Origin of the sequence: Sporosarcina sp. NCCP-2222, from assembly GCF_023168145.1 — a bacterium.
In the GTDB taxonomy this organism is placed as follows: Bacteria; Bacillota; Bacilli; order Bacillales_A; family Planococcaceae; genus Sporosarcina.
Map to the genome: position 1 here is coordinate 329,156 of NZ_BQYK01000004.1, position 12,627 is coordinate 341,782.

A 12,627-nucleotide genomic window follows, 5' to 3' on the forward strand; every position below is an offset into this window, starting at 1 on the left:
TCTTTAGTGTACAGTCGCGTTTTTCAAGTATTCCTCAATTTGCTTGGAGGAATGTAGATAATAGACTGTTTTCCCCTCGGCTGTATAACGCTCCAAGCGCTCTTTCATTTTCTTTTTCCGCCTGCTGTAGGTCGTTAGGATAAAGCGGAGAAAAGGCCAGTCAATCTTTTCTGGACAACCCTCCGTCAAATCATCGCGTGTTTTGCCATGAAATTGAATACGTCGCTTGAGGACTCTATACAGGCATACATATAGTGGAAGTTCTAAATATATGACCGTGTCTGCATGTGGCTCACGAATAGAAAACGTGGAAGTGTAGTTTCCTTCGATGATCCACCGTTCCCTTTGGACAACTTGCTCTTGAGCTTGCGAAAATTCTGCGGCCGGAGTTTCCTTCCATCCCGGCTGCCAATAAAGACGATCCAGATGCGTCACTTCAATCCCCAACTTTTCGCTGATCCTTCTGGCAAAAGTGGATTTACCGACACCCGCTGAAACACCGATTACCATGACACGCTTCATTTTATTTCCCCTTCCATTCGGGAAATCCATTCATGGCCTGGCGTATGGGTTTGCAAAGCGTCATACAGCCACTTTTTATCCTGCTCTCCCAGCAAAGGGTAGGCATTTTGAAAATCCAATGTATCTTTTGGCCTTGTCCCTTTCGCTTTGTAGAGTAGCACAATTGCCGGATGTAAATAGGGCAGGCCTTCTTTTGTCTTTAGAAACAAGGAAGACGCCGGAAAGGTAATTGTCGGATCTCTGCGAAACACCCACTCTTCAGCGATAATTTCATTTAAGAGAATCTCCAGTTCAGCATTCGTATCCCTACGTACTGCATGCAATTCATGGATTGGAAGTTCGAGCTGTTCCCCCTCCCATTCTTGAAATTTTCCCTTTACCACTTTTCGGAACGACCAGTCGGCAAGTACAGTTTTCAGTGCGTGTTGATCCGACCGTAGAACTGCCACTTCGACGTCCGAATGATCTCTCGTATTTCTGCCGACAAATAGGTCAATCGCCCACCCGCCTGCAATTCCCCAAGGTCGATTGTACCTCTGGAACCATTTTTTATTTTCTTCAATAAATTGCACAGTCTCCCCCCTCAAACCAGCCAACTAAGGGGCGACAGCTTGCCACCCCTTTCTATCGGAATCATCATTGTACTGAATTTTTCGTCTCTCAACAACCAGATATCATACTGTAACAGGCTTCATTACAAAAGATTTCACATCAATAGTTACAAATCAAACCGGATTCCACACTTCGATAAGCGTTGAAATAACCTAGCACTATAATATAAAAAGATGATTCATCAAAAAATTGTTGGGAGACGAACGAATGAAAACAATCAAATTTACAGTGCTAACTATTTTTACAACCTTTTTAATGGGTTCTTCTTTTGCTGTCGTTAAATTAGGATTGCCTTACTCCTCACCATTGCTGCTGGCAGCACTCCGCTTTATACTGGCCGGGATCCTCATGGGTGCAATAGTGATAAAGTTGAAGAGGCCCCATCCAACATCCGGAATAAACTGGCTCAAATTGTTCTGTATTGGTTCACTTCAAACAGCAGGCGTAATGGGATGCATCTTCCTAAGTTTGCGCACCATCTCAGCAAGTGAATCTTCCATTCTTACATTCACCAATCCATTACTTGTTGTAGTGTTCGGCACCCTATTTTTTAAAACGCGCTACAAATTTTATCAGTGGATTGGCGTTCTTCTAGGGATGATAGGTGTCATCATCACCATGGGAGCCCAAATTAAATTTGAGGTTGGAATAGTCTTCGGTTTTCTTTCAGCTGTATTTTGGGCATTAGCGACATTATTAGTGAAACAGTGGGGTGACGTTTTCGATACGTGGGTCTTATCCGCTTATCAAATGCTGTTCGGTGGTGTGCTGCTTTTAGTTGGCAGTTTTCTATTTGAGCAACCATTTTTCCATTTGAATGCTCATTCCATCCTCCTCTTGTTATGGTTAAGTATCATGTCATCTATCTTGCAATTTGCTGTGTGGTATTATTTGTTGTCAACGAGTGATCCCGGAAAAACAAGCGCCTACTTGTTTCTAGCTCCTTTCTTCGGCGTCATATCCGGTTGGTTTTTACTGGGTGAACGTTTATACCCTTCACTCCTAGCGGGTGGCCTGTTTATCATAGTCGGCATTTATCTTGTCAATCGAACTTTCCAGACGAAACGTGAATATCAAGGGATAGTAAATAAAAGTTAAATGACGAAAAAAGAAGCCTTCTTTATGGGAACGGCTTCTTTCGTGTTTATTCGTTTGGGTAATCAAAGAATTGTTTAAATCCCTTTTTTCCTGTTTCTGTTATGTTAACAGCACGAATCGCAGGGGCTTGCGTAATCCACCCTAATTCCAAAAATCTAACCATCAGTCCATTGCCCAAAGAGCCACCAAGATGATGATGTCGCTCGCTCCAATCAATGCAAGCATGAGAAAACGAACGCCGTTTCTTTTTCAATACATCCAAATCCACACCAAAGTCTGCAAGAAATTGGTTTCCCAATAGAGTCACTCTAAACTCTTTCTCTTCTTTCTCCAAATAACCTGCAGAAACCATGGATTCCGTCAATCCCACGCCCAATTTTCCAGCTAAATGATCATAACAGGTTCTCGCGTCTTGAAGCAGCTTTAATTGATTTGACTGTTTTAACGAACGAATTTCAGGTGGAGGCGAGATGGCCAGCAACGATTCTAAAAGGGCGGCAACTTCCATGTTAGCCAGTTGAAAATAACGATGCCGCCCCTGTTTCTCCGCCTTCACAAGATTCCCTTCAACCAATTTCGATAAGTGAAAGCTGGCTGTTTGGGGTTTGATCCCTGCCATATAAGCTAATTCAGTGGCTGTGTGAAAACGACCATCCATTAAACTCGTTAAAATAGATGCGCGAGAGGCTTCTCCAAGAAGAGAGACAACTTGAGCCACATTTGCATTGATACTCATTTCAATCAACCTTTCTTCATTCAACACTTCGATTATAGTTGAAGTGTGGATGACGAACAAGAAGGAGTTCAACTGTGGTTACTTACTTCTCTTGTATTTTTACCAACGTTCCCACCGGCACCATGGCTGCTAATTCGAGCACATCTTTGTTATACATCCGGATACAGCCATGAGACACAGCTTTTCCAATGGAGGATGGATTGTTGGTCCCGTGAATTCCATAATGGGGCCGTGACAACCCCATCCAGAACGCTCCGAAGGGCCCACCGGGATTCCATTGTTTATTAATAATTTTATACGTCCCAATCGGAGTAGCGGTTACCATTTTTCCGATAGCCACCGGATATGTTTTAACAAGCCGATCATTTTCATAGAGTCTTAATTGCCTCTTAGACACGGATACTTCTATTCGATACAAGCTCCTGTCCCCTTTCCCTTATCGTTCTTCCAGTATATGAATATCTTTATGAAAGGGCGAAGGGTATGCGAGTTTAGGCATCTATAAATCGGGAAAACAAAAAGCAGAACAAAATTGAATTTCGATAAGGAGGAGCATTTCATGAAAAAGAAAATGGCACTCGCTGCACTCGGACTAGGGGCTGCGTACCTCATGCGAAATAAAGATGCCCGGGAGAAACTTTCAAACCAATTTGACTTATTCGGTTCCACACCAATGCGAGGCGAGAAATCGAGTACAACAGCAAAAACACAAAATACCGGTCGCCGCAAAGGGTTGCTCGGCAATCTGCTGGGCTGACCGCAACATCGTGAGATTAGGGTTAGTCCTAGAGACTAACCCTTTTTTATTTTTATGTATGCTCTGATGCTTCCGCACATAGAATGGAATAATTAAAGACTTTTATCTGGTAAAAGATCGGACTGGTGATTACGTTTGATTCCACGCAAACTTGTTGCCAACTGCATTCAGATCATGTACGAGACGTGCCAAATAATTGCTGGACCACGCCAAATCATCGTGGATGGCGCCAAATAAATTGATAATTCGCCAAATCCTAAGCAAGGGGCGCCAAATTACTCCTGATTTGCGCCAAATCATGTGCGAGACGCGCCATATAAATCGATAATTCGCCAAATCCCATGTGTGGAGCGCCAAATCATTTCTGACTTGAGCCAATCATGGATGAATGCTAGTAGCCTGATTGCCATTAAACCGGGATAACGTCAGTATAATGGCTTGAACGCCAGATTATCCGAACGAACGCCAGGATAACGAGCTGTACGCCAGATTATCCGTACGAACGCCAGTATAACGAGCTGTACGCCAGATTATCCGTACGAACGCCAGAATAATGATCTGAACGCCAGATTATCCAAACGAACGCCAGGATAACGAGCTGTACGCCAGATTATCCAAACGAACGCCAGTAACGAGCTGTACGCCAGATTATCCAAACGAACGCCAGTATAACGAGCTGTACGCCAGATTATCCAAACGAACGCCAGTATAACGAGCTGTACGCCAGATTATCCGAATGAACGCCAGTATAACGATTTGAACGCCAGATTATCCGAACGAACGCCAGTATAACGATTTGAACGCCAGATTATCCGAATGAACGCCAGTATAACGATTTGAACGCCAGATTATCCGAGTGCCCAAATACTGCAGGACTGGCTCCAAAATCATCTTATCACACGCCAAATCCCTACTCTTCTTCTGTCAGTCACCTCTCGTCGAACCCCCTAACGAGCCCAAATCACAAAGTATCGACCATTCTATAAGAAGCGACAATTTTCCACAGATTCTCCTATCTAACTTGTCTAATTATTCGTTTATTAGTATACTCATAGAAATCACCAAGGCTCCATTTATTTGGAAAGGAGCCATTACTTTTTTGAAGGAGGAGAACATGATGTTTTCGACTGCTTGGCAGCGCATGTGGGATATGCACGATCAGGTGAAGGATCTTTTCCGATTCTTCTTTCATCCGAACAGCTCGGAAATGGCTTCGGGTGGCGGTGGTGGGCAGCCGGTCGGAGTTAATAATGAGGGTGGGGGACGTGAGCCTCGGAGTTATTCACCCGCTCAATTAATTGGACTTATTTTAGGACCGCTTTTATTTTTCCTAACGCTTTTCTTTTTTCATCCGGCGGACCTTTCTCCAGAAGGAGTGGCTATTTTAGCGAGTACCCTTTGGATCGCCACATGGTGGATTACGGAAGCGATTCCGATTCCGGTTACTTCTTTATTGCCGCTTGTGCTCTTTCCTTTATCGGGTGGCATGGAAGTGAAGCCGACTGCTTCCGCTTATGGGGATGAAACTATCTTCCTTTTCATGGGAGGTTTCATGATCGCGTTGGCGATGGAGAAATGGAATTTGCACCGCAGAATTGCCTTGACGATCATTTCTCTAATCGGTACAAATATGGACCGCATTGTGCTCGGGTTCATGGTAGCAACCGGTTTCTTATCGATGTGGATTTCCAATACGGCGACAGCCATGATGATGGTGCCGATTGGACTTGCGATTATTTATCAAGTCTCGGATGCCTTAAAGGATGATCCGTCCATTGATACCTCCAAAGAGAATTTTGGCTTTGGGAAAGCGCTCATGCTCGGCATTGCCTATTCAGCTTCACTTGGTGGTATCGCCACCTTAATCGGAACACCACCTAATACGTTGCTCGCAGGAGCAATTGATAAAATGTACGGCATTGAGCTCTCATTTGCGAAATGGATGTTGTTTGGTGTCCCTCTCGCTTGGACTTTCATTTTGATTGCTTGGTTTTATCTCGTTAAATTTGCGTATCCTTCCAAACTGAAGACACTCCCTGGAGGCAGGGCTGTTATCAACTCAGAAAGAAGTAAACTTGGAAGCGCTTCCGTCGAGGAAGTTCTGGTCTTCATTATTTTTGTTTTAGCAGCTTTGTCATGGATCACTCGGACTTTCCTGATTGCAAAGGTAATCCCTGGCGTTTCAGACGGCGTCATCGCTATGACCTTTGCCATCCTCTTATTCATTATCCCCTCCGTCAAGAAAAAAGGGGATCATCTGCTGGACTGGAATACGGCCGTGAAATTGCCGTGGGGCATCCTGCTTTTATTCGGAGGCGGGCTGGCCATTGCGGCGGGCTTCGTCAGTTCCGAACTGTCTGTATGGATTGGTTCTCAGTTGTCAGGGTTGCAAGGTGTTAATATACTGGTTGTCATCATAATCGTTACAACGCTAGTCATTTTCCTGACTGAGATTACGTCAAATACGGCAACCGCCTCCATGATGTATCCGATCATGGCTTCGCTTGCAGTTGCTCTCGGTTTCCATCCTTACGCATTAATGATTGCCGCAGGTGTTGCCGCTTCTTGCGCCTTCATGCTTCCGGTCGCCACACCGCCAAACGCTGTTGTTTTCGGCTCTGGCTACTTGCGGATTCCGGATATGGCGAAAGCAGGATTTGCGCTCAATATCATTGGCATCATTCTCGTGACGGTAGCCATTTATGTTCTGTTGCCGCTCGTATGGGGAATTGACCTAACGTCCATTCCGGATTCATTTAAATAAAAGAAGGAAGTGCGGTCATTAGACTGCGCTTCCTTTTTGTTTGCCTTGACGGCTTTGAATAAAAACCACATAGAGAACCGGCAAAATAGCGGTCAATGCGACGAGGCCACTCCAGCCAAACGCGCCCCACCATGGACTGAGCAGCGTGCTTCCGAGTGTCACGCCAATATAATAAGAGACTAAGTAAAGACTGGAAGCACTGCCTTTATGATGGGTTGCCTCCTTGCTGACTGAGGCGGCCGTCAAGGAATGGGCCGTGAAAAATCCGAGACAGATCAAACAGAAACCGACGACTAGCAGCCATGTGGCGGATGTCAGCGTCAACAAAATTCCAATCGAAAATATAAGGATTGCGACAAGGCGGACACTGCGCAAACCGAATCTTCCAGAAAGCCAGCCGCCAATCGGACCGCCTACTACACCGAAACTATAGACAAGATACAAATAAGAGATTGTTTCAAGTGACAGTGAAAACGGAGGGGCCATTAAATGAAATGGCGCATACGTCCAGATACCGGTAAACGATAATTGCAACACCACTCCTAAACCGAAAACGAGTAGCAGCGAAGGATTTTTCAAATGAAAGAAGAATCCCTCTAAGTCTTCGGCAAAACGGACGGTACTCGATGTAAAGTTTTTCGATTTCGGCAACAAGAAACAGATGAAGCCAAAAAGCACTGCTCCGAAAGCGGCCAAAATATATAAAGAAAACTGCCAGGAAACCTGTTCCGCCATATAGCCAGTCAGGAAGCGGCCAATCATTCCGCCGAGGCTGTTGCAAGAAATATATAAAGCGGTCGCCAAATTGGCATACCGTCTGTCCACCTCTTCGCTAATGTAAGCGAGCGCCGCTGCCGGTACGCCTGCCAATGCAAATCCTTGGATAAATCGCAATACGACGATCAGCCAGAATGCGTCTACCGACGGGATAATTAAAAACGGAAGAACAGAACATAATAAGGATAACTTTACAAATATACTTCGGCCCCTCCGGTCTGACATGAAACCTAATACGACCAGGCCGAGAATTAAACCGATTGTCGTGGCGGACATCGCCATACTTGCATAGGAAACGGAAATAGAAAATTCCTCTGTAAAAACGGGGAGAAGAGGCTGCATGGCATACATCGCTGCGAAGATGAAGACCGAGGACATTCCGGTGCCCAAGATAATTCTCCAAAACGCAGTATCCCGAGCCGTATACCCTTTCAGTTTTTCCATAAAAAAACACCCCCTCATGCACCTATTATAATAGGTAATGAGAGGATGATGTCCAATTTTGTTTTTATAACCGAAACGCCCGGACCGATTCTTGGAGTTCTTCTGCCATCTTCGCCAGTGTGTCGGAGGCAGCTGCGATTTCCTCCATGGAAGCCGTTTGCTCTTCTGCCGCGGCAGCAATATTTTGTGTATGGGCCGCCGAGTCAACTGAAATCTTGGAAGCTTCCTTTATTGAAATGGATACATTTTCAAATTCTTGGACATTCGTATGCAATGACTTGGATACGTCCTCCATTTGCATAAGCACCTCTTCGACACCTGTAGAAATGTTGCGGAAAGCATCCCCCGCTCCGTTGACCAAGTCAATTCCCTCATTTACAGAAGAATGTCCTCGGTTAATCGCAATGACCGATTGGTCGATGTCCTGTTGAATCGCTTCAATGAGATGGCCGACCTGGCTCGCTGAATTTGCGGACTGCTCCGCCAATTTTTTTACTTCGTCCGCCACTACTGCAAAGCCTCTGCCGTGTTCTCCCGCCCGTGCTGCTTCGATTGCTGCATTGAGAGCAAGTAAGTTTGTCTGTTCGGCAACATCGGTAATCATAGAGAGAATCTTAGTTATCTCTAAGGATTTATTGCCAAGCTCGTTAATCAAGTCAGCCGTGGATGCTGTTTCCTGTTGAATGGTCTGCATATGGTTAATGGTTCGGGAGATGACTTCCCCGCCATTACCCGCTATATCCGCTGTTTTCTTGGACGTCTCATTCGCTTTCCCCATGGCCGCCGACAGCTCTTTCATTTCATCGGTCATTTGATGGATTGCCTCGTTGGATTGTTCCATTTTTTCCATTTGGGCATCCGTCCCGTAGGCCAAATCCTGAATGGCTCCTGAGACCTGCTCAACGGAGCGGCTTGTCTGCTCGCTGCTCGCGGATAGTTCCTCTGATGTTGCAGCCACTTGCATGGATGCCGTCGATACTTGCTCAATCATCTGCTTCAGATTTCCTGACATCCGGTTCACATAACGAGCCAGTTCACCAATTTCATCTTTATTTTTAATTACCATTTGCTCAGACGACAAGTCGCCATCCGCCACCTTGCCGACCTGTTCCGTCACCATCCGGATCGGCTTAGATAAATGGCCGGAGAACCAAATAATAAGAACTGTACCTAAAATGATTGAAACGGCCAATACTATTGCCAACGTAATTAGCAAATCATTCGCGCCGCTATTGAAGTCACTCAAGTATGTACCTGAAATAACAATCCATCCCCATGCAGGATCCGTTTCGGCGTAAACGATTTTCGGCGCTACCCTTTCTTCACCGGGCACTTTGAAATCGAATGTGACAAAACCGCCTCCATCCTCCGCGGCTTTGAGCATTTCACGTGTTGTATAACGCCCATCGTTCGATTGGGAATCATATAAGTTTTTCCCTTCCATCGTCGGGTGGACAAGTGCGTTTCCTTCCTTATCCAAAACGAAGTAGTACCCATACTTACCCATATCCACCTTATTCTCTATAGAGCGCGTTCCATCAGCTTGTAGAGGACCGATCAATGTCTCCTTCGCCTTGTTTTGCGCTTCCTCAAGCGTCATGGAACCGTTTTCGACTTGTTCATTCAGCCTGGCAATCAAATCGAGAGCCGACATTACATTATTTTCAAGTCCTGTAGATCCAAGCTCATCCAAGTTGGTTTTGGCTGTCCAGTAACCTGATATGCCTATAGTCACACTCGGTAAAATCAAAAGAGCCAACGTAATGACTATTAATTTTATACGAATTGAAGTCTTCATAATAAACCCTCCTTACTATATACATCGGAGGTAAATGACATTTTATAAGACTATTTGATTAATTTTCTTACTGATCATGTATAATTTATATAATTCCGGTGAATATAAGGCGATTCAAAAAATCATGAAGCGAAAGGGTGTATGTCCCATGAACAAAATGGCCATAGCCGCTATAGGATTGGGTGCTGCGTATTTAATGCGTAATAAAGAAGCCCGTGACAAGCTAATGAAACAATTTGGATCGCTTACGGGCGCAATGGGCATGATGAAAAACAGCTAACGTCCGTAAAATGAAAAATCGGGGTCCTAATTAGGACTCCGATTTTTTCGCTTTGTTAATCCACGCTCACTTCTTCCATCTTCTTTGCCCGCCGTTCCCCTTGCATGACAATGAAGATGCTCGCCTCATACAATAAAATCATCGGAATGAGGACAATCAATTGACTTACAAAATCAGGTGGCGTGATGAGAGCCGAGACAACCGCCAGCACCACATACGACCATTTGCGGATTTTTTTCATTGCATCTGCAGTCAACAGGCCAATTGCCGAAAGAAACATCGCAACAATGGGCAATTCGAAAAGAAGTCCGACCGGCATCGTTGTCATGAGAAGAAATCTTACGTATTCCTGTGCGGAAATTAATACTGAAAAATTCACTTTACCGATTGAGACTAAAAACTCATAACTAAGCGGGTTGACGATAAAATAGCCGAAAGAAAGACCCCCGATAAACAAAAGGAACATCACAGGGGAATAGAGACTGAGGAACTGGCTCTCCCTTTCAAGCAAACCTGGCTTCACAAATTGCCAAAGAAAATGGCAGAGGAAAGGCAACGATAAACCGAAAGCCAATGCCGTCGAAATGGACATATAAAATGTCACCACTTCTAGCGGACCAAGAACGATCAATTCATGTCCCCTCGTCACAAACGGAAACCAGAAATTAATTGTTGAGAAAACGACGATAAAGAAAAAGAGGAATACAAATGCACTCTTGATGAGCTGCTTTCGTAAATCAGTAAGATGATCAACAAGCGACGGATTCGGTTCCTTTTTCTCTTTCGAATTAGGCAGCTTTTCCACCAATTCTTCGACCTGCTCTCTTGGCGTTTCCTGTTTTTTATCTAATGGACTTAAGATTTTGCGATGATGATGCTCGTAAGGATCCATTCCATTCACCTGCTCATGAAGGATCTTTTTTCTTAGGGGTGTCCGGTTTATCCTCTTCATCTAAAATATCCCTGGCTGATTTTTTAAATTCAGCCAACGTTTTTCCGACTGCGGATCCGACCTCAGGCAATTTCCGAGGACCGAACAAAATTAGCACAATGACTAGGATGATTATTAACCCCGGAACGCCGATGCTTGCTAAACTCATGCTGTCATCCTCCTTTTATTCACACTAGTGAACCTCCGCTTTTGCTGTACTTGATGATGCCTTCCGCCGCGCGATACGCAAGCGCTCCGACTGTGGCCGTCGGGTTATACCCTCCATTGTGTGCGAAATTTCCGGCTCCTACTACAAATAAATTCTCCGCATCCCAATGTTGCAAGTAATTATTGACAACACTTGTTGCAGGGTCATCGCCCATCGTCGTTCCGCCTGTATTATGCGTAGATTGATACGGCACAATGTCATAATCACTGATCGGGCCTCCAGGCACTACCGTTTTGGCACCCATCTCCTTCATGATCTCTGCCGTGCGGTCTGTGATGTACTTATGCAGATTGCGATCCTGATCGGTGAAGTTATACGTCATCTGTAGTAGCGGTAAGCCATATGCATCCCGATAATCAGGATCAAGCGATAAGAAATTTTCCCGATGCGGCATAGAAGCACCTTGCCCATATACCGATAGTGTTCTCGGATAATTAAGAATCGATTCCTTTTTAAATTCCGCGCCCCATACCGGCACATCCGGCGGAACCGGGTTTGTCTGGATCGGCCGTACCCCAGTCTGGGATAATGTAATGCTGGCACCATGAATAAAATCGACATCTGAATGGTCGAAACTGTCGCCATTGAAATCATCGATTGTCATCCCAAGAGCTCCTGCTCCCATGAATACATTCATCGGCTCTTCAAAGAATCCAGTAGTACCCGGTTCAATTTGATAGCCATAGTTTTTGCCCAATGTCCCTCGTCCTGTGTCCGGATTATACTGTTCTCCAATTTTAGATACCATAAGCAGCTTCGCATTATTTAATACATAACTTGTTAAAATGACCATTTCAGCAGGCTGGATATATTCCGCCCCGGATTGTGTGTCGATATAACGGACGCCCGTCACTTTATTGCCAGACTTCATGATTTCAACAACATTAGCATGGACGGTCAGTTCGAAGTTATTTGTTTTCATCGCAGTTGGTACGACTGTCACTTCCGGCGATGATTTGGCTCCATATTCACAGCCGAATCTTTCACAAAAACCGCAGTACTGACAAGCGCCAATTGACTCACCATCTGGATTTTCGTATGGCTGAGACAAGTTAGCCGACGGAACCATGTATGGATGATAACCAAGAGATGTCGTGGCATCCTCGAATTTTTTTAAAATCGGGGTCCGTTTCATTGGAGGCGTCGGGAATTCTTCAGATCGTTTGCCCCAAAACGGATTTTTGTCTTCACCGGAAAGTCCAATAGTCTTGTCGAACTTCGTAAAGTAGGGTTCCAGTTCCTCGTACGTAATGCCCCAATCCTGGATCAGGTATTCGGCTGGCAGTTTATTTTTACCGTACTTTTTATCTGTCATCGTTTTAATTTGAAAATCGTACGGCAGGAAACGATAGGTCATGCCGTTCCAGTGCGTACCCGAACCGCCAAGTCCTTCGCCGAGCAGGAATGAACCCATCTGGCGCATCGGCAGCGCCCTCATTTTACGATTATTGCGGAAGGTGATCGTCTCCCTAGAAAGGTCCTGCATAAGTTCATAGCGAATCGCATAACGATATTCATCATGGACCATAACGTAGTCAGCAGTGCTTCTGGCACCGCCCCTCTCCAGCCCTCGCACTTTCAAGCCTGCCTTTGCGCATTCTGCCGCAATGATGCCGCCTGTCCAACCGACTCCAATTACTACCACGTCTACTTTATCCATCGTAATTGCCATTGTTCTT

The 12,627-nt window shown here is 45.1% G+C and carries 13 protein-coding genes; 4 read left to right on the top strand and 9 right to left on the bottom strand.

Annotated elements, in window-relative coordinates; translation table 11 throughout:
• Positions 1-3 precede the first annotated feature (3 nt).
• Together NCCP2222_RS11355 and NCCP2222_RS11360 are read right to left on the bottom strand one after the other, a co-directional pair.
• Entirely contained in the window at positions 4-522 is a 519-nt protein-coding gene (locus tag NCCP2222_RS11355) for a P-loop NTPase family protein (protein ID WP_248512438.1), read from the bottom strand.
• A complete protein-coding gene (locus NCCP2222_RS11360) occupies positions 519-1,094 on the bottom strand; it encodes a nucleotidyltransferase domain-containing protein (protein ID WP_248512440.1) in 576 nt (191 codons plus the stop codon). The genes NCCP2222_RS11355 and NCCP2222_RS11360 overlap by 4 nt, the downstream gene beginning before the upstream one ends.
• 247 nt (positions 1,095-1,341) lie before the next feature.
• On the opposite strand from NCCP2222_RS11360, the gene NCCP2222_RS11365 reads away from it, so the two are divergent.
• Positions 1,342-2,232, top strand: coding sequence for a DMT family transporter (locus NCCP2222_RS11365; RefSeq protein WP_248512442.1), 891 nt, complete (start codon positions 1,342-1,344; stop codon positions 2,230-2,232).
• A 46-nt stretch (positions 2,233-2,278) separates the two neighbouring features.
• Here NCCP2222_RS11365 and NCCP2222_RS11370 read toward each other — a convergent pair whose 3' ends face one another.
• A complete protein-coding gene (locus tag NCCP2222_RS11370) occupies positions 2,279-2,968 on the bottom strand; it encodes an ArsR/SmtB family transcription factor (RefSeq protein WP_248512557.1) in 690 nt (229 codons plus the stop codon).
• A gap of 82 nt (positions 2,969-3,050) precedes the next feature.
• On the bottom strand, positions 3,051-3,386 hold the full coding sequence (locus NCCP2222_RS11375) for a L,D-transpeptidase (RefSeq protein ID WP_248512444.1): 336 nt from the start codon (positions 3,384-3,386) through the stop codon (positions 3,051-3,053).
• A gap of 141 nt (positions 3,387-3,527) precedes the next feature.
• Between NCCP2222_RS11375 and NCCP2222_RS11380 the strand changes: the two genes are divergently transcribed.
• A complete protein-coding gene (locus NCCP2222_RS11380; protein ID WP_248512445.1) occupies positions 3,528-3,725 on the top strand; it encodes a hypothetical protein in 198 nt (65 codons plus the stop codon).
• A 1,117-nt stretch (positions 3,726-4,842) separates the two neighbouring features.
• Positions 4,843-6,489 carry an SLC13 family permease gene (locus NCCP2222_RS11385; protein WP_248512449.1) on the top strand — a complete coding sequence of 549 codons (1,647 nt, stop codon included), beginning with the start codon at positions 4,843-4,845 and terminating at the stop codon, positions 6,487-6,489.
• An 18-nt stretch (positions 6,490-6,507) separates the two neighbouring features.
• Here NCCP2222_RS11385 and NCCP2222_RS11390 read toward each other — a convergent pair whose 3' ends face one another.
• Both NCCP2222_RS11390 and NCCP2222_RS11395 read right to left on the bottom strand, forming a co-directional pair.
• Positions 6,508-7,710, bottom strand: a complete 1,203-nt coding sequence (locus tag NCCP2222_RS11390; protein WP_248512450.1) for an MFS transporter — start codon at positions 7,708-7,710, stop codon at positions 6,508-6,510.
• Between the two features lie 64 nt (positions 7,711-7,774).
• Positions 7,775-9,508, bottom strand: coding sequence for a methyl-accepting chemotaxis protein (locus NCCP2222_RS11395; protein ID WP_248512452.1), 1,734 nt, complete (start codon positions 9,506-9,508; stop codon positions 7,775-7,777).
• A 148-nt stretch (positions 9,509-9,656) separates the two neighbouring features.
• On the opposite strand from NCCP2222_RS11395, the gene NCCP2222_RS20730 reads away from it, so the two are divergent.
• Entirely contained in the window at positions 9,657-9,788 is a 132-nt protein-coding gene (locus NCCP2222_RS20730) for a hypothetical protein (protein ID WP_282570693.1), read from the top strand.
• Between the two features lie 55 nt (positions 9,789-9,843).
• Here NCCP2222_RS20730 and tatC read toward each other — a convergent pair whose 3' ends face one another.
• The 3 genes from tatC to NCCP2222_RS11410 are packed head-to-tail and all read right to left on the bottom strand — an operon-like array spanning position 9,844 to position 12,620.
• Positions 9,844-10,680 carry a twin-arginine translocase subunit TatC gene (gene tatC / locus NCCP2222_RS11400; RefSeq protein ID WP_248512454.1) on the bottom strand — a complete coding sequence of 279 codons (837 nt, stop codon included), beginning with the start codon at positions 10,678-10,680 and terminating at the stop codon, positions 9,844-9,846.
• Between the two features lie 13 nt (positions 10,681-10,693).
• A complete protein-coding gene (gene tatA / locus NCCP2222_RS11405; protein WP_248512456.1) occupies positions 10,694-10,888 on the bottom strand; it encodes a twin-arginine translocase TatA/TatE family subunit in 195 nt (64 codons plus the stop codon).
• Between the two features lie 19 nt (positions 10,889-10,907).
• On the bottom strand, positions 10,908-12,620 hold the full coding sequence (locus tag NCCP2222_RS11410) for a GMC family oxidoreductase (protein ID WP_248512458.1): 1,713 nt from the start codon (positions 12,618-12,620) through the stop codon (positions 10,908-10,910).
• Positions 12,621-12,627: the final 7 nt, after the last annotated feature.